Genomic DNA, 24,063 nt, shown 5'->3' with positions numbered 1-24,063 from the left:
CATAATTACAAATAAGAATTAAAGATGAGATTAAATAGGCTTAAGTTAGTTGGTAGATACAAATCGATAGTAGGTACAGAACAACAACCTTTCATTTACACCTTTAAACCAAATAGCGATGGCTATTCGCCTATATGCTTAGTTGGCCTAAATGGTTCCGGTAAATCAAACTTCATAGAACTAATTGCTGATATCTTTGGCTATGCGGATAGGTATTTCAATCCACAGTATGACTGTGCTGAAGACCTTACTTATGATTTTGAAATTGATTATCAAACTATTGTAGATGGACACGATTTTTTCATCAAAATCAAAAGCACCAGTTCAGAAGTGAAAATGTATTCTTATCCAGGTCTTGAGTACATAGATTTTCTTTCATTTGGCAATGTACAGGAAAATCGCTTTCAGGCAATAGCGGTGACAACAACTATTGATAATGAATATGATAAATTTCTTCCAGATAATGTTCTCGCTTATTCATCCGGTAATAACCAAGGGTTAAGTTCGGTCTTTGCTAAAACTCAACTCCAATATTTTGATGTGATCCGAAAACAAGGAGTCTTCTATCGAGAATATAAGCCTAGGTATGATGAAGTAATGGAAGAGCAGGATGCTGAAAATGATGCGGTTTGGGAAGGATTGTCAAAATATGTAAGCGGTGTTTACAAAAAGAATAAAGGGATATTTAGTATTCCTCGAGCCTATCAAGATAACCTTGAGACATACCTTAATTTTCCAGAGGAACCACTTGAGGCAATGGAGTCAAGTTTGCCTATTGGTTTATTTGTAGACCATTCCTTAAACGATGTATTTTTTGTCTACTTAATGGTTTGTCGTGGTGTAAATAAAAGTAAGTCTCAAAATTTTCGTAGATTCGTTTCTGATAACGTTAATATTAATGGTGTGCGTAGCTTCGAAATTGATTTACGACTTACTGAATATAAAGAGTTTGAAACTGTAGGAAATATTGTCAGAAGGCTTACAGAGTTAAGTTGTGAATCGTTAGGGTTACCAGTTCCACTTATCGACGAAGATATAAGTTTTTCGCCAAAGTTACACTTTAAATTAGGTCGAAAGTTCTTGAAAGCGATGGAACGATTATACCTTGATGAAACTGTATTTTTACATCATTTGCTAACACTTCATCATTTAACTGCTAAAAGGTGGAGTTATGATGAAAAACGTGCGTTAAGAAGCAGTAAGTATGAACGAAACGTACCTAATGTATCTGGCGGTTTGATGCCAATGCGGATCATGAATGTGGAAGTCATGCTTAAAGATCCTCATGTTATTACCACCTATGACAGAATTAGTGATGGGGAACATCAACTTATTCAGATCTTAGGGAGTTTGATTCTATTTGATCATCAACAGACATTATTTATTCTTGATGAGCCAGAGAGTCATTTCAATCCTGAATGGCGTATCGAGTTTATTAATATCATCAACGATTATGTTGATTTATCTAAATTAGAATTGATTATTTCTACACATTCCCCTTTTGTTTTATCTGCCTGTAAGTCTAAGCGAGTTCTGCACTTCATGAATGATCAAGATGGATTTGTAGCAATTCAATCTGTTGGTGACAAAGAGACTTATGGCTCATCCTTGACTCATTACTTACGTCTTTTTTTGGGTTAGATGTTCTTATTTCAAAACGACCATTAGATGAAATACGAGAAGTGCTATCGAAATATGACAATGGTGACCTTACTAGTGCAGCAGCTCTTGAACAACTAGAGAAATTTGGCCAATCATTCGAATTAAATTACAGACGAAACAAAATTCGACGAGAGTTGGATGAGCTGGGAGATGAAGAATAATGCTCTGGCCTGTAGTCAAGCTACCTCAATCAAGTTTGTATTGGCTTGATGAAGTTCACAAAAACTTCTATCGGTTGATGTTCCAAGAAGAAGAGGTTGAGGATTGTTTTCCAGCAGAGTTCCGAACAGTTCTTGATGCAAGTGCGAAAACAAATGAATACTTCAACTGCGTTTATCGGGAATATAATCGGTTATCTGTTGAGCATAAAGAGTCTTTTCGACAAATATACGACCAACAGATAGGAATTCTACCGATCTATTCTGATGTTCAAATCGTGCTATTGAAGCCTAACGTTAAAACCCCGAGTACAACAGAACACAAAGATTTGTGGAGTGCATGTAAAAAACTAGGGGGCTATTTGTATTCAACTACGTTAGGTTTGCAGTGTTTTAGCAATGCATTGGATGAAAAGTTTGGTGAGGTTGAATTCTCAGACATGCATGAACACTACCAAGAGTTTAAGAGGCTAAATACTCCAATATGTTCGTTTTGTGGCTTGTCACCTATGACGGCGGAAGTACTAATCGAACCTGAAGATGGCGCGGATCTTCCAGAAGAAAAGCAGAGACGTGCTTCATATGACCATTATTTGCCCAAAGCCCATTATCCGTTCTTAGCGGTAGATTTCAATAATCTTGTCCCTTGTTGTGATACATGCAACGAAGATTTTAAAGAAGAAAAGGACGCGCTTAGTGAAGAGGGTGATCGCACTCTATCCTTCATCCCTTATTCTCAAGAGCAAGTGCGCCTCCAGGCTTCATATGAGAAGAAAAGAGGGGATTTCTATAAGATGCGTGTGGCAATTTTAGAGACAGGCTGCGCTCTTGAAGAGAAAGGAAAAACGTGGGACCGAGTTTTTGGTGTTTTAGGGCGTGTGAATCACTTGATGGATGAGTCATTTACCGAGGAGTGGTTAGCTCCATTGTTAGCTGATGTGGAGCGAGTTGATATGGCTAAAGGTAAACTACAACGAGAAGCCGAGAGACTTGAGCTCATTAAGACAACTAGGAAAGAGGTTTATTACAAGTCTTTAAGTTTTTCACACCTGGCTGGTTCAGATGATGAAGTTGTCGAAGATCTGCTTCTTGCTATTAAAGATATCTATGAACCCAGACGTAACGCGTTATAAGTAAGGAATACAAATTGGCAATATATTGTGGCGACAAGAATTCTGCTCATTTACTTACCAACATGTCGGAGTTCAAAGAGCGTTGTTTAATTCAAGGTCGCTCTCTGTTCTCTGAGCTCGCCGTGTGGAATTCACTAATGTGCCAAGAGCTCATTGATTATTTTGTTGAAAACTTAGATGAAGGCGATGGTGACTTTTTTGAAAAGTTAGAAACTCAACTGGCAGGCGCTTCTCCAGAAGCGAAAGTACTTGCGTCTGAAATGCTGTGGTTGATGTTTCTTTGCCCAAGTAATACTGGTCCTGAATCTAAGCGCAAAAGCATTGAACGCGTATTTTCGTGGAGTGGATATGAGGTTACTACAGAATCGAGACAAAGATACCTCTCTGACAGCGCTTTAACTGGAATTGGTAGTGCTGGCACCGCATACAATACACTTCGCTGGCGTGAACTTGTTTATGTTATCCGCTTGGTTGAAGCTTTGCTAAAGCTCTCTGAACTGGAGAGAAAAGAGCTTTTGAGTGATGTTGAACGGTTGCCTCGATGGCTGGAATCAATTCCAGAAAATGGTTCGAGACAGTTTCGTCATATGTTTTTGTACCTGTTGTTTCCAGATGCCCATGAGCGCATCTTCGGTAGCACGGATAGAAAGTCTATTTTAACGACTTTATCAGATATCACGAGTGCTCAATATAACCGAATGGATACTAAGGAAGCTGACGCTAAACTGTTGGCGCTAAGGCAATCATTTGAAGCTGAGTACGGTACTCAAGAACTTGATTACTATGTCGAGCCATTACGCTCAAAATGGAAACAGCCTAAAGCTGCTTTAACTGGTGACATAAAAGAACCTGGACAGGAGTATGACGTGAAGACTAATGACGTAAACCAAACGCTTAATACAATCTTATATGGTCCTCCAGGTACGGGCAAAACATACACTACGATCAATAAAGCATTGCAGATTGTAGCGCCTGGTTTTTACCTTGAAAATAAAGACGACCGTGAAAAACTAAAAGCTCGCTTTGACGAACTCCTGAATAATAATCGTATTGGATTTGTGACTTTCCACCAGAGCTTCAGCTATGAAGATTTTGTTGAGGGTTTAAAGGCTGATAGTGAAAACGGTGCGTTAAACTACAGTGTTGAGCCTGGAGTATTTAAAGCTATTTGTGAAAGAGCAGGATCAAGCTCGAATACAGTAGTCTCTGTTGATGAATTTGAAACTTCTTTGTTAAAACTTCAAGAAAGCTCTGAAGAATCAGAGGAACGTTTAGTTTTAACAACCATTAGAGGTAAACGGTTTGAGATAGAGTATTCTGGTGGAGGGACATTTAAAGTGTTCCCTGACTCAACAGAGAATGCTGATCCTAAATATGTAGCTTCTATTGCGAATGTAAGAAAACTCTATTTAACAGGTTCTAAGCAAGGTATTTATAACTCTTCTTATGTTGAAGGTTTTTTGCTTTACTTGAAAAAGCAGTGTGGATTAAAAGAATACACAGAACAAACGAATATAAAGAATCAGAATGCGAAACCATTTGTACTTATTATCGATGAAATAAACCGAGGTAATATCTCTAATATCTTTGGTGAGCTAATTACATTGATTGAACCAAGTAAGCGTAGCGGTGGCACGGAATCTTTGTCTGTGAAGCTACCATATTCAAAGGAAACGTTTTCAGTACCATCAAACTTGCACATCATAGGTACGATGAATACCGCAGATAAATCACTGGCACAGCTTGATATTGCACTTCGTCGTCGCTTTGAATTTGTTGAAATGATGACAAATTACGAGCTACTTAAAGATATTCTTGATATCGAAGGCATTAACGTTGCTAAGCTTGTTAAAACCATGAATCAACGTATTGAATTATTGTATGACCGAGATCATACCATTGGTCATAGCTTCTTCTTATCGTTACGTGATAATCCAAGCCTACAATTATTAGCAGAGATCTTTGAGTTGCAGATCTTACCGTTATTAGAAGAGTACTTCTTTGAAGATTGGGAGCGTGTAGGTCAGGTACTTGGCGATCATTTAAAAGATAATCATGAGCTACGTTTTATTGTCGAGCAATTTGGTAGTAATGATATTGCAGAGTTAATGGGGGCGGATTGGGAAGTGCAAGGAATACCGCCTTATTGCCGTAATCAGGAAGCATTTAAAAATCCTCAAGCGTATATCGGTGTTTATACTCGATGATAAGCAAAAAGACCAATCCTATTGTTAAGGTGCGTGAGTTTGGTTTGTTGCTCAATGGAGGCGACAAATCAGACATTGATTGCCATTCAATAACGAAAAAGGCATTTGAATGGTTATTAGTGAACGGACACAGTGCTAATGACAAATCCGTTGAATTAGTTAGAGTCAAAAAATACGGCAAAGAGATAGCGCTTCAAGTGGTTAACTATGTTGGAGTGCTAGAAACGCCATGTGGCACTCGTATTGAGATTCTACCTAAGATATCAGACCAAGATGAATCAGAGGTTGCGAAGAAAGTATTATTAAAAATGCTTTCAACGGTAAACAAACTGTCTATGCAGCAATTTAAACAATCTTCGTTGAAAATCTTAAAACAGCCATTGTTTGAGGTTCTGATTGGATATTTTTTAAAAGAGGTCGCTGATGTTGTTAAACGGGGAATTCGTAGTGAGTATAAGCGTGTAGAAGCAAAAACACCGTATTTGAAAGGGCAACTTCAAACGTCAAAGCAGCTTCGTGAACGTCCCGGTTGCCAAAATCGTTTTAACGTATCTTATGATCAATTTTCTTCTGACCGCTCAGAAAATAGGTTAATACATTCAGCATTGAAGCAAGTGCTGAAATGGACGAAGAGCAACGAAAACCACCGTTTAGGTAAAGAGTTGTTATTTGTTTTTGATGAGATCTCATTATCATCGAATTATTCTTTAGATTTCAGAAAGTGGTCTGTTGACCGCTCGTTAGTTCACTATCGGAGTGTGAAGCCATGGTGTGAGTTAATTTTGAGTTATCAATCTCCAATTGCTTTGTCTGGTTCGCATAAAGGTATTTCGTTTTTATTTCCAATGGAAACTCTGTTTGAGCGATATGTAGCGATAAAATTGCAAAAAGATCTACCATCACATTTGAAGTTAAAAACACAAGGAAGCAGCCAGTCTTTAGTTTTTCATACCCCACCTAATGCAGAGAAAGAGCAGGGTTGGTTCAAACTAAAACCTGATATTGTAATTAGTGAAAAGCAAACCAATAAAGTGGTTTGTGTTGCTGATACTAAGTGGAAGCGAATATACGAGAGTCAAGGAACTGCTAAAGAAAAATATGGAATAAGCCAATCTGATATGTATCAAATGTTTGCTTATGGTCATAAATACTTAGAAGGCGAGGGGGTAGTGTATTTAATTTATCCTAAGCATGCTCAGTTCAATGATTCGTTAGAGTCATTTAAATTTAGTGAAAAGTTAACGGTTAAAGCAGTCGCGTATGATTTAGATTTAGATAAGTGTGACGTTTCTTTTTAATCAAACTCACCGATACTCGCTCTAATATCAGCAATGGTAATAAACAGTTTGTTATCTGTGTCTTTGAAGGCAGTGAAGCCGTATTTTTCATAGAAATATTCAGCGCCATCTTTTGAATCAACAATGACGACAGGGAAGGCAACGGTTTCACTTGCTATTAATAGTTTTCTAAGTGCGTCAATTAAAAGCCATTCACCGAAACCTTTGCCTTTGTATCTATGGTCAACAGCTAAACGAGCTATTAGACCGCCAGAAGTGACACTGTGATGTTTCTTTTGTAATTTAGATGGTAAATTCTGAATATCAACGGGTGTCATGGTTAATGTGTAATAACCAATAATGTGCTTAGGGCATTGTTCATCTTCAAGAACAAAGGTACGCGTATTGTCTTTCTTAGATTGTTGGCTAGCCATCACTTTCAAGTAATTGTTGAGTGCGGTAATGCCACAATCAAAGCGATTTCGGTCATGTTTAGCTTTTTCTAATTGGACAGTATTCATTATTGAGTTTTATCCATATAACGTGAAGCGGCTTTTTGTAGCTTGTTATTTGGTTTTGCTGGTTGATCTAACGCAGTCATTAGAGTCATAGCATCTTGTTGACTTAGTTTTAAGGCACATTCACGTTCAATAATAGTTTTTGCTTTTTCTACAGCAGCACTAAGCACAAATGAGTTAATGCTAGACATACCGGCAATAGCCGCAGCTTGTGATAGTAGTTCTTGTGTATCAAGATCTACACGTGCTGTAATACGAGGTAATGCAGTAGCCATAATAATATCCATTCAGTGTCAAAGTGGCACAAATAGATTGTAGTCTAATTAATATGCAAGAACAATTTATTGTGTCATTTTTGCACGCAATTGATAACTGTAATTACAACAACACTTAAACTGTCACCAAACAACCAAAAATCACTAATAAAGTCATTTATTACTTGTGCATACATCTTATATTTATGACAATAGTCGTAGTTTTTTATCAAACAAATGAAGTTGTGAGAAAAGTATGAAACAGAACAAAAATATTATTCTGCTAGCGTCGCTAATGTCTACATTAGTTCTTACTGGTTGTGCATCAAATGATGAGCTTATTGCTCAACAAAAAAATCAAACAGAACAAATGGGTGTATTAGAGTCAAAAGTAAGCACGCTAGAATCTCAAATGAATACATTAAAAGTTGATCTACAATCTCAAAAAGAGACGGATAGTGAAATTTACCAAGCGGTTCGTAAGTTAGATGCTGCGCAAGGTGAGTTAAAGGCAGCGCAAGGTGAATTAAAGGCGCAAGCGGAGCAACAAGCTGATGAAGAGGTAATGTATTACACAATTAAACAAAATGATACGTTATATAGCATTGCAAGAAATCAAGGCATTGCGTTAGGAGACTTACTTCAACTAAATCCTAAAATCGATAATCCTAGGCATTTGCTTATTGGCGATGTAATTAATATTAAATAGCTTCAATATTAATTATTCATAACGCTCTCTCTGTAGATAGCATGATTGCAAGGCCACTAAATTTAGTGGCTTTTTTTTTGGATAAAATATGGTCTCATATTGTTGCTTTTATAACGATTACTTTAAAAACATGTTAAATCCTCACTTTTTGTGTGTGTTTGTCACAAATTAAGTATGGGAAAAATTAATTCCCTTGAAAGTATCATGCCATTGGTGGAAATATATCCCATAGATTAAATATTTGGGAAATAATCCCCGTGGATAAAAAAGACTTCATTAACACAGTAAATGGATTAGGAGCGCTAACTGAGGCAGAAAAGCGCATTACCCAGTATTTTATGAAGCATTACACCATGTTGCCATTTGCCAAAATAGATGAGCTATGCAAGCAAATAGGGGTAGGGAAAGCGACACTAGGACGGTTCTTACAGCATTTAGGTTTTAGTGGTTTTCTAGAGTTTAAAAAGCACGTCGCTGATGATTTAGCATTAACACTAACAACACCAGTAGAGCGCTATGAGACACTTCAACCTACTGATAATAAAAATAATGTATTAAAAAATCATTACGATGAAGTCATGTCTAATATGACTAAAACGTTCTCGATGATATCTGAGCCTGACTTTGATCGTGCTATTGAATATATGCAAGATCCTAAAGGGAAGTTATACGTTATTGGAAGTGCGTCATCAGAGGCGTTAGCAAATTATTTTTACTTACTAGCAAGATACTTACGTAAAGATGTGGTGTGGCTAAAAGCCGATATTTCAACATTACCTCATCAATTGGTAGATGTAAGTAAAGACGATATTTTATTTGCCATTTCTTATCATCGATTTTCAACAATTACGATACGTTTAGTTAAGTGGTTTCATCAATTTGGTGGAAGAATTATTTTAGTGACTGATCAGCCTGTAAATCCTTTTGTGGCTTATTGTGATATCCAGTTTTCTGTCGAGAGTGCAAGTGATGGCTTCTTTAATAACAGAGCCTCAGGGTTCGCATTAATTGAAGCTTTTATTAAAGGCTTATCGAAACAAAAAGAAAAAAACGATCGCTTTAAGCGTATCGAAGGCTTATTTGACGAGTTTAGTATTTTTACTAAATAAAGATCCAATGTAATGACATGAAAAATATAACTTCTGTTATTTACTGGCAGGGAATTGTTGCACTTTTAATTTATGCTTATTTATTTAATGAGCATTGCTATTCTATATTTATAATATAATGAGGTTTGTTATGATTACTTTTCTAGCGTTACCAATAATATGTGGTGTCGGGTATTTTATTATAAAAAAATACAATACTCAGGCGGTGTTATTTCTTTCTGGTTTATTAATGATTGCTCTAGGTGTTCTTAATGGAACGACCGATTTTTTACCTAAAGGTGGGACACCAACTGGGTCAATCATTGTTGATTTTTTTGAAGTCATAAAAGTTATTTCATCATCGACTCTTGCAAAACTAGGTCTTATCATCATGGCGGTTGGTGGTTTTTCTAAATACATGGGTCACATTGGCGCGGCAAATGCGATGGTGCAAATTGCGACTAAGCCACTTTCTTATATTAAAAACCCCTATTTAGTATTGGCGTTAGCGTACATTATTGGTCAATTAATCAATATCTTTATTCCAAGTGCAACAGGATTAGCGTTGTTACTATTGATAGCAATGTACCCAGTATTAGTGGGTGTTGGTTGTAACCCAGCGGCATCGGCTGCGGTGGTCGCTACGACTGGTTGTTTAGATTTAGGTCCTGCGTCTTCTGCAGCAAACAAAGCGGCTGAAGTTTCTGGTATTGATGTAGCGACGTACTTTGCAAGTTATCAACTTCCTGTTGCTATGGCAGCGATGGTAGTAATTGCGGCGTTACATTATGTGTGTCAGCGTTATTTTGATAAAAAAGATGCAGAGAAAGGCATTACTCATGAGTTCAATCTTGATGCTAAAGAGCAACGTAAAGCGCCTAAGTGGTTTGCTATTTTACCTGTTCTGCCATTATTGCTTCTATTAACTTTCAGTAAATTTGCGGTGACATCAGTTCGTATGGATGTAGTAACTGCAATGTTTATCTCTCTATTTATCGCAATGGTGTGTGATTATCTTTATACCCGTAATGGCAAAGAAGTCGCGGCTTCTTTAAAAGTGTATTTAGAAGGTATGGGTAACGTATTTACTGGGGTGGTAAGTTTAATTATCTCGGCACAAGTATTCGTTACTGGCTTAACTACGATTGGTTTCATTGCTTTATTACTCGACTCTGCTTCAAATATGGGATTAGGGTATTTAGCCATGGTTCTTGTTCTTGTGGTTATTATTGTTCTGGTCACCATGTTGTCTGGCTCTGGTAACGCATCATTCTTTAGTTTCTCAAACTTAGCACCAGATGTAGCAGCACAAGTAGGTACGGCCGCTGCTCATGTTGCGCTTCCTATGCAATTAGCAGCAGGCTTAATGCGTTCAGCTTCTCCTGTTGCCGGTGTGGTTATTGCGTGTGCGGGTGTCGCAAACGTATCACCAATTGAGCTAGCAAAACGAACCATTATTCCTATGACTGGTGGCTTGGTTACTGTATTAATTTGTTCACAGATTTTAGTGTAGTTTGCAGTTATGCTAATCCGGATAAGTCGTTGTTTAAATACTTATTCGGATTGATATTAAATAGAGATAAATCAGATCCAAGAATTGGAGTTACCCATGGATATCATTGAGCGTTTTTTAAGTTACACACGCATTAATACAACAACAAGCAGAGAGAAAGGCGCGGCGGGTATTATGCCTTCTTCTGATGGCCAAATGGTACTTGCTCAATTGTTAGCAAAGGAACTGACCGCTTTAGGGATGGAAGATGTTGTATTACGTGATTCTGCAATATTGACGGCGACGTTGCCTGCGAATATAGAAAAAAATGAAGATTCAAAATCTATTCCTACGGTTTCTTTCTTTGCGCATTTAGATACGAGTGCAGAGCAAAGTAATGATACAAAAGCACACATAGTGAATTATCAAGGCGGTGATATTTGCTTGAATTCAGGATCAAATATCTTCTTAAAAAAATCTGAGTTTCCAGAATTAGTGGGTTACATTGGCGATGATATTATTGTAACGGATGGAACAAGCTTGTTAGGTGCTGATGATAAAGCCGCGATTGCTGCAATCATGAATGCATTGCAAGTGTTAAAGGCGAACCCTGATATTCCTCATGGAGCGGTGAAAGTCGCTTTTGTTCCTGATGAAGAGCAAGGTTTACGAGGTGCCAAGGCGTTTGATGTAGAAAGCTTTGGCGCTGATTTCGGTTATACGCTTGATTGTTGTGGTATTGGTGAGTTTGTTCATGAAAACTGGAATGCCGGTGATGCAATCATTACGTTTACTGGGCAATCTGCACATCCAATGTCTGCAAAAGGGAAACTAAAGAACTCGTTATTAATGGCTCATCAATTCATTAGTATGGTTCCTGGTGGTGAAGCGCCTCAATATACTGAAGGTCGTGAAGGTTATTACTGGGTGAAAGAGTTATCTGGCAACAGTGCTAAAACGGTACTAAAAATGGATGTGCGCGATTTTTATAAAGATGGTTATCGTGATCGCATGGCATTTTTACAAAATCTGTCAGACAGCTTTGCGAAGTTATGGGGTGAGTCAAGTATCTCTATCAACCTAAGTGATCGCTATGAGAATGTAGCAAACAGTTTAGAAGGGGATGCGAGTTTCCCAATTACTATCGCTAAAGAAGCGTATGCCCGTAATAACATTGAAATGAAAGCGGTGCCTATGCGTGGTGGTTATGATGGCGCGGTATTGTCACAGAAAGGATTGCCATGTCCGAACATATTTACTGGGGCGCATAATTTTCATTCTATTTATGAATATCTGCCTGTTAACTCATTAAAGGCGGCAAGTAATGTGGTGGTAGACGTTATAAAAATCACGGCAGAAGGGTATAAATAGGACTTAGTTGGTGACACTGTAACTAGTGAGGATAAGTAATGTATTAAAGAGCATGTTGGTAATTTAAATATGCTCTTTTTTTATTACGGGTAAATGATAAATTAGTTTATAAATCTGTATGTCTCGCTTGATGCGTATTAAAATACCCACCATTTTCTGTCTTCATCACTATTAAGTGTCTTTATGCTAACTAAACTTCGTGCAGAGCCTGTTTTAATTATCACCACTCTTTTGGCTGGTGCTGGATGGGTGTTCTCAAAAGAAGCCATTCAAGAGTTACCACCGTTTGGTTTTATTGGTATTCGCTTTATTTTCGCATCATTACTTTTATTGCCATTTTGTTTTAGTGCCTTGAAAAAAGCATTATGGCAAGATTGTCTTCGTTCTATGGGGGTTGGCGTATTACTTTCTTCTGCCTTATTTTGTTGGATACATGCTATCTCAATCAGTGACACATTGGGTGAAGGAGCATTTATTATGAGCCTCTCTATGTTATTTGTCCCTTTACTTGCTTGGCCACTGTTTGGTTCTAGGCCACCACGAGCATTTTGGTTCTCTTTGCCAATTGCTATTTCTGGCCTGTTCTTATTAGCATGGAATGACGGGTGGAATGTATCTGCAAGTCAAATATGGTTTATCTGTGCAGCAATAGGCCTTGCGACGCATTTTAATTTTAACAGTAAGTATTCCGCCAGTTTACCGACGATTTTATTAACGACACTGCAATTATTTACGGTTGGTTGCTTGGGTGTCGTGTTATCACTTTTATTAGAAACATGGCCACAAGAGGTGAGTCTAATTACGTGGAAGTGGGTTGTATTAAGTGTGTTACTTGCCACCAGTTTGCGCTATTTATTGCAAACGATAGGACAGAAGTGGGTAACACCAACCAATGCTGCGATCTTAATGTTACTTGAACCTATTTGGACCATGCTGCTGAGTGTTTGGTTGTATGATGAATCGATGCCGTTAAATAAACTGGTTGGTTGTGGTTTGTTGCTTCTGTCTTTAGTTTTCTATCGCTTTAGCCAAGTGAGGCATAAGTTGCGTGGATAGTAGTAAGTCTTTGGGCTGTAATAAAATACGACTAACCCAAATACCTTTTTTATATGTGATTTTTATTTATGAATATGCTTTTAACTAAGCTGAGTCACGAGCAATTAATTCTGGATTTAAAATAAGACTTTGAGGAGCACTGTCTTTGTTGTGGATTTGATGAATTAATCGATGTCCAGCTTGCCGACCAATCTCACGAATCGGGGAGGAGACAAAGGTTAATGAAGGTTGAATTAACTCGGCTTCAGGGACATCATCAAATCCAATAATAGCGATTTGTTGTCCAATGTAGTTATCTTTACCCACACTGCGGTTAGAACGATTAACTCCATAAACAGCACCAAACGCGGTCGATGAATAATGACATAGTATTGCTGTTATTTTTGGATTTTTATTAATTAGTTGATTTACCGCTTCTGCGGCGGCAGTTTGACTTTTATCACATTCGACTACCCATTCAGGCTTAAGGGGCAAACCAAACTGCATTAGTGTACTGCAATAGCCACCTAAACGTTCTGCTCTACTCAATGAATCGCTTTGACCACCTACATAAGCTATTTGGCGATGTCCTTGTTTGATTAAATACTCTGTGGCAATTTTAGCAGCCTGCATATTATCTGGCCCAACAAAGTCAATCTGTTGTCCTACTTTTGCCCGAGCAACACAAACTATTGGTAAGTTTAAATCTTGTATTTTTTGAACATTCGGAACACCAATATCAAGGATAGGGCAAAATACAATCCCTCCAACATTTTGTGCCACCATTGTATTAATACATTGATCAAATTTATCTTGGCTTGTTCCTGATTGGGTAAGAAAAAGCATGTATCCCTTTTCTTCTAAAACTTCACTTAATCCTGCTGCTATTTCAGCGTAATAAGGATCACTGATATCTCTTAAAATTAAGCCAATCAATAATGATTGTTTTGAGCTTAAATTAGAGGCTGTTCTATTTTTAATGTAGCCGAGATCTTGTACTGCTTGATTTACTTTTTGTATTGTTTCAGGCGAGATCCGCCCCTTGTCGCTGAGTGCCATTGAGACAGTCGTTACTGAGACTCCCGCTCGTTTTGCTACATCCTTAATATTTGCTTTTTTATTTGTCATAGCACTTCTTTTATCAAGATTAGATAAAACGTTTTACCTAATGAAACACATTTATTTCAGTCATTCTATCGTAATATTCCATTGAATGGAAAAAGATCGTGATCGTTACCACAAGATTGCTGGTAAAACGTTTTACCAGATTTTGTCAGGTGTATTGTATTGTCCAAGATAAGAGGGAATCTAACTCAATTAAAGAAAGTTAAATTTCTCCTAAGCATTTATTTTAAATTATTAATGAGGGATATTTTATGCAGCAAAAAGCAAATAAAACGACGTTGTGGGAGTTCTTGCAGAGCTTAGGCAAAACCTTTATGGTTCCTGTTGCGTTGCTTGCATTCTCGGGGATATTACTCGGTATTGGTAGCTCTTTTTCAAGTGCAGCACTAAAAGAGGCGATGCCATTTTTTGATAATGTTATTTTCCAATATTTATTCATATGGATGACAAAAATTGGCTTAGTTGCATTTATATATTTACCCGTTATGTTTGCTATTGCCATTCCGATGGGCCTTGCTCGTGAAGAGAAAGGGGTTGCAGCATTCTCTGGTTTAGTTGGTTACGCGGCATTAAATTTAGCAGTTAACTTCTACTTAACGGTGAATGGGGTGCTTGATAATGAAGTGCTACGTGAAGCTTACGGCGTAAAATCTATCTTAGGAACAGAATCTATTGATACTGGTATTTTAGGAGCGGTTATCGTTGGTATTATCGTTGCTAAACTGCACGTTCGTTTCTATACCTTTAAAATGCCTGACGCACTTGCGTTTTTTGGTGGTGCTCGTTTTGTTCCTATTATTTCAACCATTACTTTAGGTGTTGTTGGTTTACTGGTTCCTTTTATTTGGCCTTACTTTGCGGCAGGTATTAACGGTATTGGTCATGTAATTGCTGAGGCGGGTGATTTTGGTCCTTTCTTGTTCGGTATGAGTGAACGTCTACTGTTACCAATTGGTCTTCATCATATTTTAGTTGCGCTTATTCGTTTTACTGAAGCCGGTGGCACAATGGAAGTGTGTGGTGATACGGTATCTGGAGCATTAAATATTTTCTATTCAGAGCTTTCTTGTTCTGAAATTGAAGGCTTTACACCATCAGTTACTGCCTTCTTATCTCAAGGTAAAATGCCCGCGTTTTTAGGTGGACTTCCTGGTGCAGCTTTAGCTATGTACCATTGTGCTAAAGTTGAAAATCGTAGCAAAATTAAAGCGTTATTAGTTTCTGGTGTGGTTGCTTGTGTTGTTGGTGGTATCACTGAGCCACTTGAGTTCTTGTTCTTATTCGTTGCTCCAGTTTTGTATTTTATCCACGCAATTTTAACTGGTTTTGGCTTCATGATTATGGGAATGCTAGACGTTACTATTGGTAACACCGATGGCAACATTATTGATTTCTTAGTCTTTGGTGTGCTTCAAGGTCTGTCTACTAAATGGTATCTAGTTCCTGTGGTTGCAGGTGTTTGGTTCGCAGTTTATTACTTTGTGTTTAAGTTTGCGATTCTTAAGTTCAACCTTAAAACACCAGGCCGTGAAGCGGAAGATGTTGCGATGTCTAGAGAAGAAGCAGCGATTATTGCGACAGCTGGTGGTAAAGGAAAACTTATTCTTGCGGCACTTGGTGGGGCAGAAAACATCACGTCATTAGACAACTGTATCACACGTTTACGCATGACGGTTGCAGACATGAGCTTAGTCGATGATGCGCAGCTAAAACTGTACGGTGCACTTGGTGTGGTTAAGCTTGATCAACATAGCTTACAGGTTGTTATTGGCGCGCAAGTTCATATTGTAAAAAATGAAATGCAATCCTTAATGTCAGCAACAGCTTAATCTTTATAGGTGGAGGTTCTCTCCACTTTTTTTACACTCTTTGTTTTTTAGTTCACATAAATATGAGCTTTTGGAGTCGCTATGTTTACTTTCTCTGAGCAAATCAATCGTAAAGGCAGTTATTGTACTCAATGGGATTATGTTGCAGATCGCTTTGGTGAGGCTGACCTTTTACCATTCACCATATCAGATATGGATTTTGCTGCGTCACCTGTGGTTATGGATGCATTAAAGTCACGAATGGAACATCCTGTATTTGGCTATAGTCGTTGGGACCACAGCGATTTCAAAGGCGCGATTACACATTGGTTTAAAAGTCGATTTAATGCTGAATTTGATGGGAAGGATCTGGTTTATGGACCATCGGTTATTTACATTATTTCTCAGTTGATCCGCCAATGGAGTTGTTCTGGTCAGGGGGTTATTATTAATACGCCAGCTTATGATGCCTTTGATAAAATGATTTTAGGGCTAGAACGAACGATTGTTCCGAATAAATTAACTCGTTCTTCAAATGGTTACCAGATTGATTGGAATTTATTTGAAGCTCAATTATCTGATCCAAACAATACTATTTTATTATTATGTAGTCCTCATAATCCAACCGGTAAAGTTTGGACTGTGGATGAACTTAAACGCATGGCGGTTTTATGTAAAAAACATAATGTGGCTGTTATTAGTGATGAGATCCACATGGACATCTGTTTTAAACCTCATACTCCTTGGCAAGGGTTTGGAATGGGGACTCGTTGGGCTTTAGTTAGCTCTGCATCAAAGTCATTCAATATTCCGGCACTTAACGGCTCTTATGCCTTTATTGCTGATGATGATGCAAGAGATCGTTATTTATTTAACTTAAAACAGGTTGATGGACTTTCTTCTCCTTCTATTCTTGGTGTTATTGGTTTAATTGCTGCTTATCAAGAAGGTGGTCCTTGGCTTGATGAGTTAAAGTCGTATTTATATGAAAATCATCGTTACGTTCAAGAGACATTAGAGATAGAGCTACCAAGTATTGGTTATCAAATTCCCGATTCTACTTATCTTGCATGGATTGATCTTTCTTCTTTATCGCTAGATATGGAGGCATTAAATCAATGCTTAATTAAAAATCATAAAGTTGCCATCATGCAAGGAAGCACTTACGGGGTTGCAGGAAAAGGTTTTGTGAGACTTAACCTAGGCTGTCCGCGCACAAAAGTAGAGCAAGGATTAACGGCTCTTATTTCTGCAATTAAAGAGTTATCCTAATGAACACTGTTTATAACGTTGAAGCAGGACAGCGCCATTATCAATGGGGCTCTCATTTACTTTATGGACTGTTTGGGATTCCGATTAAAGATGATAAACCGCTGGCTGAATTATGGTTGGGTGGGCATCCATCGCTGCCTTCTAAAGTTCAACTTGATGACAATACTTGGCAAGCATTAGATAAGTTTTTAGAGCAAAAACCTCTGAATTTTTTGTTTAAAGTATTGAGTGCCTCTCAGCCTTTGTCTCTTCAGGTTCATCCGAATAACACTCAAGCTAAAGAAGGGTTTGAGCGTGAAAATGCACAGCACATCCCTTTAGATGCACCACACCGAAATTATAAAGACGCTTACGCTAAACCTGAAATGGTCATGGCGTTGTCACCCTTTAAAATTATGGTGGGGTTTAGGTCGCTAGAAGAGATTATTGATAATCTTATTTTAATTCAATCAGATGCATTAAAGACTATCTTACAGAGTGAAACATTTAATCATCAGACCCTATTATTATCCTTGTTGCAATTAGCACAAGAAGATAAGCAGCAGATCATTACGCAGGCATTATCTATTGGAATTGGTCGTAATGATCCAATGTGGCAGCAATTGGTTGAGCTTGCACATTATTATCCAAGTGATATTGGAGTATTAGCGCCACTTTATATGAACTGCTTAACTCTAGAACCTGGTGAGGCGATGTATTTACCGGCAGGTACTATCCATGCGTATACAAAGGGTACTTGTATTGAGTTGATGGGCTGTTCAGATAATGTATTACGAGCAGGGCTTACTCCAAAATATATTGATACTGCTGAGTTAATGGCCTGTACTCAATTTACTTCGTTTATTCCTGAAAAGTTAGTTCCAATGCTTGTTGAGTCAGAACAAATATTACAGCCAACAGAGACTGATTTCGGATTAGCACTATGCCAAGTTACGGAGCATGAACAATTTTTAACGGTGACTTCTCGTTCAATTTTATTGGTTGCCAAAGGACGTGTTCAATTTAATGAGACAGTGTTGTTAGCAGGGCAATCATTATTCATTGAATCAGGTGCTTATCTGGTGTCTGGCGATGGGCTATTAGTTCGGGCTTTTGAATCTAAATAGAAAAAAGAGCCGGTAATGTTATCGGCTCTTTTTTTATAACTAAAGAATGAGTAGAGATATCGTGACTGGTGTTAGTTTTTTGATGGCTTGATTATATTTGGATTAACACCCATTCGAAGAGGTAAGATTTTTACTTGAGCGAGTAATAAACCGATAAAGACAAAAGCCCCACCAAAGAGGTGATATATAGTGGGTGATTGGCCTAAAAAGACAAGACTAATCGCCACTGTAAATATCGGAACTAGGTTCATAAATAAGGTGGCTTGAGCCGCTCCAATTCGCTGAACTCCTTTTAACCAAAACCACGGGGCTAATACAGACGCAAATGCAGCAGCAAACAGAACCATAGGTAAAGCGTTGGTTGTAATAGTGTAAGAGTTACTGCTAAGAAGCAGAGGGAGTTGAAGTAATGTGGCAATTGCAACTTGGCTAAAGATAGATGTCCAAGGCTTAAGAGGTAACTTCCATTTATTCAGCAATATTGAATAAAGAGCATAGGCTAAGCTTGAAATAAACATTAAACCGTCGCCTTGTTGAATTCCGTTTGTGAGTAAATTAACAGGGTTACCTTTACTGAGCATATAGACCAAGCCAGAAAGAGAAATAACGGCACCGATTAATGCTTGTTTTTTTAGTTTATTACCTAATAAAGGTACAGCCAGAAATAGCCCAAATAGTGGCATGAGCGATAAAAATACGGCGATATTTGTTGCGCTTGTTGTGTGAGCTGCATAGTAAGCAAGGCATTGATTTAACACCATACCCAGCGAGGCGAGAACAGTGAGTTTGCCTAAGTTACTTACGATTAATTGTCGTTGTTGCCATACGGGTTTAATGCAAAATGGCAACAAAATAAATAAGGCAAAAAACCAACGATAAAAAGCAATGGCTCCGGGCTCTATTGCGCCAGTGGCTAGTTTGCTTACTACTGCGTTTGCAGCCCAAATAAAGACAGCAACAATTGGGAAAAATAGATTCATAGTTATCTCTGTTATTGATAGTTAACAGAATTGTCACACTAATACAGAGAGCAGTGGTATACCATTTATGACACCGGATATAGCGATTACGACAGATAAAAAATTCATGCCTAAATTGACAGAAACACTGCCAACAGATGTGTTTTGTCACTATTTTTTTATTGAAGCGAAAACAGAAACCTTATCGCATTCACACTCTTGGGGGCAGTTGCATTTAATTAAGCAAGGTGTGTTAGAAATGGAAGTGGCTCAACAGAAAATGGTGTGTCCTGCAAACTATACGATTTGGACTCCTCCTCACCAAAATCATCAGGCATTTAATCGGAATGATATCGAATATTGCGCCATTAATATTACGGCAGAGTTGAGTGAAAAGTTTCCTAAACACGCGTGTATGATCCCATTAACACCGTTATTAAGAGCCATAATTGATGACTTGATTGAACGGAAAACAACGATGGTGAGCTCAGAAGAAGATAAATGCCTTAGCTATGTGCTTATGGATAGATTAGTAAAAATAAATCCAATTGAAATTTATTTACCATCAACTCAAGATAAGTTGTTAGCGCCTATTTTGACCCAACTGGAAGAAACGCCTGAAGATGATTCGAGTTTATCCGTTTGGGCTAAACGTGTATTTAGTACAGAAAGGACGCTAGCCAGACGTTTTCAAAAAGAATTAAAAATGAGCTTTAATGATTGGCGGCAGAGAGCAAAATTAGTTAAAGCTATGACACTACTGAAAGAATCCATAAGCATTAATGAAATAGCGTATCAGCTGGGTTATAGCCAAGGGTCTTCTTTTATTAAAATGTTCCGAAAGCATACTGGCGTTACTCCTGAGCAATTTAGGAAGAATAATGAAAGATAGTTAAGAAGGTTTTTTGTCGAAGTGAGTATATTTTTATGATAAAGATGTTAGCGTTATCTTAAAAATGATGGTTATTTTTGACTTAAATATTTAATACAACAATCACAATTATCATTGTATTATTCGGTTATGCACAAGGGTGTGCGATATCAATAAGGTTGGATATGTTTAAAAATAAATTAGCGGTGTTATTTACGTGTTTGTCTGTCTTTTCTTTCTCGGCTCAATCAATTAGTTTTGAAACTGTAACGTTAGGGAGTAAAGGCGGGATACAGGATGGAAATTTAACGGCTTTTTTAATTAAAAGTAAGGAAGATTCTAATTTTGTTATGCTTGATGCGGGCTCTGTTGTTAATGGATTGATTGTCGCAGAGAAAAAAGGAGCGTTTCAAAATATAGCACTACCAACTGATTCAGTTTATACAAAAGTAGGGTATTTACTAAATGATAAAATCAAAGGGTATTTGATTACTCATGCTCATCTAGATCACGTAGCGGGTTTAATCATTTCTTCTCCAGATGACAGTAAAAAGCCAATTTATGGGTTAGAAGCAACTAATAAAGATCTGATGAAAAATTATTTCAACTGGTCAGCATGGCCAAACTTTGGCAATAAAGGCAGTGGTTTTAAGATTAACAAATACAATTATGTCGATCTTGAGCCAATGATGTGGAGTGCGGTTTCAAATACAAGCATGACTGTAATGGCATTACCACTTGCTCATTCTGGTGGGCAATCTACGGCATTTATTTTAAAAAATAATGACGGTGATGTATTTGCCTATTTTGGTGATACTGGTCCCGATGATGTTGAAAAAAGCTCAGCATTAAAAACAGCGTGGACAACACTAGCTCCTTTTGTAAAGCAAGGGAAATTGAAAGGCATTATTATTGAAGTTTCTTTTACCAATGAAACGCCTGACAAGTCCTTATTTGGACATTTAACGCCTAATTGGTTAATTAAGGAATTAACTGTATTGGAGGGTATGAATGGAAAAGGCTCATTAAATGATCTTAATGTTGTAGTAAGCCATATCAAGTACAGCTTAAAAAATAGCGAAGACCCAAAAGTGATTATCAAACAACAACTAGCTAATGCAAATAAGCTAGGTGTGAATTTTATCTTTCCTGAACAGGGGGATTCATTACTGTTTTAATTAAGATGAAATTAGTGATGATTTTAATCTAGTGTCTATTTAAATTCATCTACCAAAAGCGTTGCCTGTTCTTAAATATCGGCAGCGCTTTCTTTTTTAGTGCGTATTGTGTTCGTACGAAATTATTGTCGATTAAAATACGAATTTGACTGTAGCTTTCATAAGCAAGTAGCTTCCATTTGGAGGCATTCCAATAGCGGTTATAGATGTGCTTGGTGGCAGCTATGGCAGCAGTGCCATAGCTGCCATAGGGTAATTAATTGCATTCAATTTTTCAGGGCGATGTAATCGAACAATCATAATATGATGCTGTTGTTCAATGTGAAGATGGTGATATTTCATAACAATCCTTGTTTATTTTTCATTCCTCCGACCAGTATAGTAAAGAAAAAGGATCCTGCGTACACTTTTATAAATGTGATAGAATTCACAAAATTAATTTGTTTAGGATATCCTTTTGCGAACTTCAATAAAGACAGATCAAGTGCCTAAAGGCCAACTTCTTCTTCGTACACTTTCAATGCCTGCCGACACTAATGCGAATGGTGATATTTTTGGTGGCTGGATAATGTCGCAACTTGATTTAGCGGGTGCTATTTTAGCCCAAGAGATCTCAGGTGGACGTATTGTCACGGTTTCAGTATCGAGTATTACTTTTAAAAAACCAGTGAGAGTAGGCGATGTGGTGTGTTGCTATGGTGAGTGTACTAAAATTGGTCGAACATCAATGTCGATTGATTTAGAAGTGTGGGTTAAGCCAATTAAAGAAGATGAAGTAAGCCATCGCTTTCAGGTATGTGAAGCGACGTTTAATTACGTAGCGATTGATTCAAATAGTAAACCTCGTCCAATTCCTAAGCACTCGTAAATATTAAGCCTTATTGGTATTAAGTAGAGCCTACAAGGAATATTGTCGTGAGCTCTGTTTAACATCAAAAAATAATAGCCTGTTTAATTTATATTGAGCAGGCTTTTTTAGTGATATTAATATGAAAAGTTTGTATCAAGAAAGTAACTCTAATGATAAATTAATTACTTATAAACATAATAGGTAGGTTTATGTATTCGCTATAAATTTACCTTAAATTTCTCATTAGGTTAAGGTTTAGGAATGAAGCTTAAAAGCTTGGTATTAAGTATTAGTGCGGTATTGCTTTCTGGTTGCTCATTAATGAGTGAGAAACAAACGTATAACGCAGATATGATCATCAATAATGGACAAGTGCTAACGGTTAATGCCGAGATGCAGGTCATTGATGATGGTGTGGTGGTGATTAAAGATGACAAGATAATTGCGATTGGCCATGCTGATTTATTAACGCAGTATCAAGCACCAAAAATGATAGATGCAGAAGATGGTATTGTGATGCCGGGGATGATCAATGCTCATAATCACCTGCCAATGATCGCGTTTCGTGGGTTAGGCGAAGAGGGGATCTCAAATCGTTTATTTGCTTACTTTTTCCCGTTAGAGTCTGAAAAACTAAGTCGAGAGCTTATTTATAATGCGACTAAGTTAGGGACTATTGATTTAGCCCAAAGCGGTGTTACTACGTATGCTGATATGTATTACCATATGGATGAAATGGCGAAAGCAACCAAAGAGGTAGGTTTAAGAGCGGTACTTGGTGAGACGGTAATTAAATTCCCAGTAGTAGATGCAAAACAACCTTATGGTGGGATTGAATACGCGAAAGGGTTTATTGAAGAGTATCAAAATGATCCATTAATCACGCCTGCTTATGCACCTCATGCCGTTTACACTGTGAGTAAAGAAAAACTCCAAGAGATCAATCAGCTATCAAAAAATTATGATGTGCCGGTATTAATACACGTTGCAGAATTCCCAAATGAAGAAACACGCATTAAAGATCCAACTCAAGCAAAATCGCCTGTTGAGTATTTAGACGAGATAGGTGTGCTTGATGAGCGAGTTGTGATTGCTCATGGAATTCATTTATCAGAAAACGATCAAGTTTTACTTAAAGAAGCCGATGCGGGTATCTCATACAACCCAATGGCGAACGCAAAGGGCGCTACAGGTATTGCCCCTGCGTGGGATATGTATCGTGCTGATATGAGAATTGGCTTAGGGACTGACGGGCCAATGAGCTCAAACCAAGTGGATTTATGGCGTACATTAAGTTACGCGGCAAATATGCAGCGTCTTAAAAACTCAGACAGAACCATCATGATCCCAGAGCAAGTCATTGAAATGGCGACCATGGGTGGGGCAAAAGCCCTTCATATGGAAGACAAAATAGGCTCTTTAGAAGTGGGTAAAAAAGCAGACATCATTATTATTGAAACACAATCAGCCAATATGATGCCAAGTTATGACCCATACGCGACATTGGTGTATCAAGCAAACCCAAGCAATGTAAATACCACGATAGTGAATGGCAAAGTGATCATGGAAAACAGAGAAATGCAGACAGTCGAGCTAGATGATATTCGAGCAAGTGTTGATCAGTTTAAAAATGACATTGCGGCATTCGCTAAAGAATTGTCTAAAAAAGCAATAAAATCAAAAAGTTTAATGGATTAATACAAAATTAACTGCCGACTTTACATAATGTTGAGTCGGCTTTTTTATAAGTATTAGATATGCTTTTTATTATGTTCAATGACTAATAATGATATCGAAATAAACACAATATCTTTTAATAAGAAAAAGTTAGTTATTAGTACACCATCAACCATTTTCCATGTATTTGGGGTTGTGGCTAAAAAGCTCAATGTTGTAATAAAGGTAAGTAAAGCAAGGATCCCAGAAAAGTAGCCAACTTTAGGATTAAAGAATCCTACGATAAGCCCTACAGCAATGATTATTTCAGTTA

The 24,063-nt window shown here is 37.6% G+C and carries 21 protein-coding genes; 16 read left to right on the top strand and 5 right to left on the bottom strand.

What is annotated here, in order from left to right; genetic code table 11:
- The first annotated feature begins 24 nt into the window (after window positions 1-24).
- The 4 genes from Q1K78_RS09735 (at window position 25) to Q1K78_RS09720 (ending at window position 6,458) form a co-directional block, all read left to right on the top strand.
- Window positions 25-1,641 (top strand): AAA family ATPase, encoded by a 1,617-nt coding sequence (locus Q1K78_RS09735; RefSeq protein WP_300177504.1) that lies wholly within the window; start codon window positions 25-27, stop codon window positions 1,639-1,641.
- Window positions 1,642-1,822: 181 nt separating this feature from the next.
- Window positions 1,823-2,953 (top strand): hypothetical protein, encoded by a 1,131-nt coding sequence (locus Q1K78_RS09730; protein WP_300177501.1) that lies wholly within the window; start codon window positions 1,823-1,825, stop codon window positions 2,951-2,953.
- A gap of 14 nt (window positions 2,954-2,967) precedes the next feature.
- Window positions 2,968-5,160, top strand: a complete 2,193-nt coding sequence (locus tag Q1K78_RS09725; RefSeq protein WP_300177498.1) for an AAA family ATPase — start codon at window positions 2,968-2,970, stop codon at window positions 5,158-5,160.
- Window positions 5,157-6,458 (top strand): McrC family protein, encoded by a 1,302-nt coding sequence (locus Q1K78_RS09720; RefSeq protein WP_300177495.1) that lies wholly within the window; start codon window positions 5,157-5,159, stop codon window positions 6,456-6,458. Before Q1K78_RS09725 ends, Q1K78_RS09720 begins: the two co-directional genes overlap by 4 nt.
- Here Q1K78_RS09720 and Q1K78_RS09715 read toward each other — a convergent pair.
- Together Q1K78_RS09715 and Q1K78_RS09710 are read right to left on the bottom strand one after the other, a co-directional pair.
- Entirely contained in the window at window positions 6,455-6,961 is a 507-nt protein-coding gene (locus Q1K78_RS09715) for a GNAT family N-acetyltransferase (RefSeq protein ID WP_300177599.1), read from the bottom strand. The two genes, Q1K78_RS09720 and Q1K78_RS09715, sit on opposite strands and share 4 nt — an antisense overlap.
- Window positions 6,958-7,230: a DUF1778 domain-containing protein gene (locus Q1K78_RS09710; protein ID WP_300177492.1), complete on the bottom strand. Its 273-nt coding sequence runs from the start codon at window positions 7,228-7,230 to the stop codon at window positions 6,958-6,960. The genes Q1K78_RS09715 and Q1K78_RS09710 overlap by 4 nt, the downstream gene beginning before the upstream one ends.
- Window positions 7,231-7,465: 235 nt before the next feature.
- Here Q1K78_RS09710 and Q1K78_RS09705 point away from each other — a divergent pair, with 235 nt between their 5' ends.
- The 5 genes from Q1K78_RS09705 to Q1K78_RS09685 all read left to right on the top strand — a co-directional run bounded on the left by Q1K78_RS09705 (window position 7,466) and on the right by Q1K78_RS09685 (window position 12,925).
- Window positions 7,466-7,918 (top strand): LysM domain-containing protein, encoded by a 453-nt coding sequence (locus Q1K78_RS09705; RefSeq protein ID WP_300177489.1) that lies wholly within the window; start codon window positions 7,466-7,468, stop codon window positions 7,916-7,918.
- A gap of 257 nt (window positions 7,919-8,175) precedes the next feature.
- The gene (locus Q1K78_RS09700; protein WP_300177486.1) at window positions 8,176-9,027 is read left to right on the top strand and encodes a MurR/RpiR family transcriptional regulator; all 852 of its coding nucleotides are present in this window, start codon (window positions 8,176-8,178) and stop codon (window positions 9,025-9,027) included.
- Between the two features lie 130 nt (window positions 9,028-9,157).
- Window positions 9,158-10,519: a C4-dicarboxylate transporter DcuC gene (gene dcuC / locus Q1K78_RS09695; protein WP_300177483.1), complete on the top strand. Its 1,362-nt coding sequence runs from the start codon at window positions 9,158-9,160 to the stop codon at window positions 10,517-10,519.
- Between the two features lie 96 nt (window positions 10,520-10,615).
- Window positions 10,616-11,869, top strand: coding sequence for a peptidase T (gene pepT, locus Q1K78_RS09690; protein WP_300177480.1), 1,254 nt, complete (start codon window positions 10,616-10,618; stop codon window positions 11,867-11,869).
- Between the two features lie 183 nt (window positions 11,870-12,052).
- Window positions 12,053-12,925, top strand: a complete 873-nt coding sequence (locus Q1K78_RS09685) for a DMT family transporter (RefSeq protein WP_300177477.1) — start codon at window positions 12,053-12,055, stop codon at window positions 12,923-12,925.
- Between the two features lie 84 nt (window positions 12,926-13,009).
- On the opposite strand, the gene Q1K78_RS09680 is transcribed toward Q1K78_RS09685, so the two are convergent.
- A complete protein-coding gene (locus Q1K78_RS09680; protein ID WP_300177474.1) occupies window positions 13,010-14,032 on the bottom strand; it encodes a Mal regulon transcriptional regulator MalI in 1,023 nt (340 codons plus the stop codon).
- A 248-nt stretch (window positions 14,033-14,280) separates the two neighbouring features.
- Between Q1K78_RS09680 and malX the strand changes: the two genes are divergently transcribed.
- The 3 genes from malX to manA all read left to right on the top strand — a co-directional run bounded on the left by malX (window position 14,281) and on the right by manA (window position 18,215).
- The gene (gene malX / locus Q1K78_RS09675; protein ID WP_300177471.1) at window positions 14,281-15,858 is read left to right on the top strand and encodes a maltose/glucose-specific PTS transporter subunit IIBC; all 1,578 of its coding nucleotides are present in this window, start codon (window positions 14,281-14,283) and stop codon (window positions 15,856-15,858) included.
- 81 nt (window positions 15,859-15,939) lie between these two features.
- Window positions 15,940-17,109 carry a MalY/PatB family protein gene (locus tag Q1K78_RS09670; protein WP_300177468.1) on the top strand — a complete coding sequence of 390 codons (1,170 nt, stop codon included), beginning with the start codon at window positions 15,940-15,942 and terminating at the stop codon, window positions 17,107-17,109.
- Window positions 17,109-18,215, top strand: a complete 1,107-nt coding sequence (manA, locus tag Q1K78_RS09665; RefSeq protein WP_300177466.1) for a mannose-6-phosphate isomerase, class I — start codon at window positions 17,109-17,111, stop codon at window positions 18,213-18,215. The genes Q1K78_RS09670 and manA overlap by 1 nt, the downstream gene beginning before the upstream one ends.
- Window positions 18,216-18,286: 71 nt before the next feature.
- Here the strand turns inward: manA and Q1K78_RS09660 are convergent, their stop codons facing one another.
- On the bottom strand, window positions 18,287-19,195 hold the full coding sequence (locus Q1K78_RS09660) for a DMT family transporter (RefSeq protein WP_300177463.1): 909 nt from the start codon (window positions 19,193-19,195) through the stop codon (window positions 18,287-18,289).
- Between the two features lie 67 nt (window positions 19,196-19,262).
- Between Q1K78_RS09660 and Q1K78_RS09655 the strand changes: the two genes are divergently transcribed.
- The 4 genes from Q1K78_RS09655 to Q1K78_RS09640 all read left to right on the top strand — a co-directional run bounded on the left by Q1K78_RS09655 (window position 19,263) and on the right by Q1K78_RS09640 (window position 23,771).
- Window positions 19,263-20,066, top strand: coding sequence for a helix-turn-helix transcriptional regulator (locus Q1K78_RS09655; protein ID WP_300177460.1), 804 nt, complete (start codon window positions 19,263-19,265; stop codon window positions 20,064-20,066).
- 164 nt (window positions 20,067-20,230) lie between these two features.
- On the top strand, window positions 20,231-21,223 hold the full coding sequence (locus Q1K78_RS09650) for a 3',5'-cyclic-nucleotide phosphodiesterase (RefSeq protein ID WP_300177458.1): 993 nt from the start codon (window positions 20,231-20,233) through the stop codon (window positions 21,221-21,223).
- Between the two features lie 457 nt (window positions 21,224-21,680).
- Window positions 21,681-22,091, top strand: a complete 411-nt coding sequence (yciA, locus tag Q1K78_RS09645; protein WP_300177455.1) for an acyl-CoA thioester hydrolase YciA — start codon at window positions 21,681-21,683, stop codon at window positions 22,089-22,091.
- Window positions 22,092-22,334: 243 nt separating this feature from the next.
- Window positions 22,335-23,771, top strand: a complete 1,437-nt coding sequence (locus tag Q1K78_RS09640; RefSeq protein WP_300177452.1) for an amidohydrolase — start codon at window positions 22,335-22,337, stop codon at window positions 23,769-23,771.
- 53 nt (window positions 23,772-23,824) lie between these two features.
- On the opposite strand, the gene Q1K78_RS09635 is transcribed toward Q1K78_RS09640, so the two are convergent.
- Window positions 23,825-24,063, bottom strand: a 239-nt coding sequence (locus Q1K78_RS09635; RefSeq protein WP_300177449.1) for a DUF417 family protein, incomplete at its 5' end; no start/stop codon positions are given.

This window comes from uncultured Aliivibrio sp. (assembly GCF_946479765.1).
Taxonomy (GTDB): domain Bacteria; phylum Pseudomonadota; class Gammaproteobacteria; order Enterobacterales; family Vibrionaceae; genus Aliivibrio.
The sequence above is the reverse complement of the archived record's forward strand: the minus strand, read 5'-3'. Positions and strand labels throughout refer to the sequence as shown.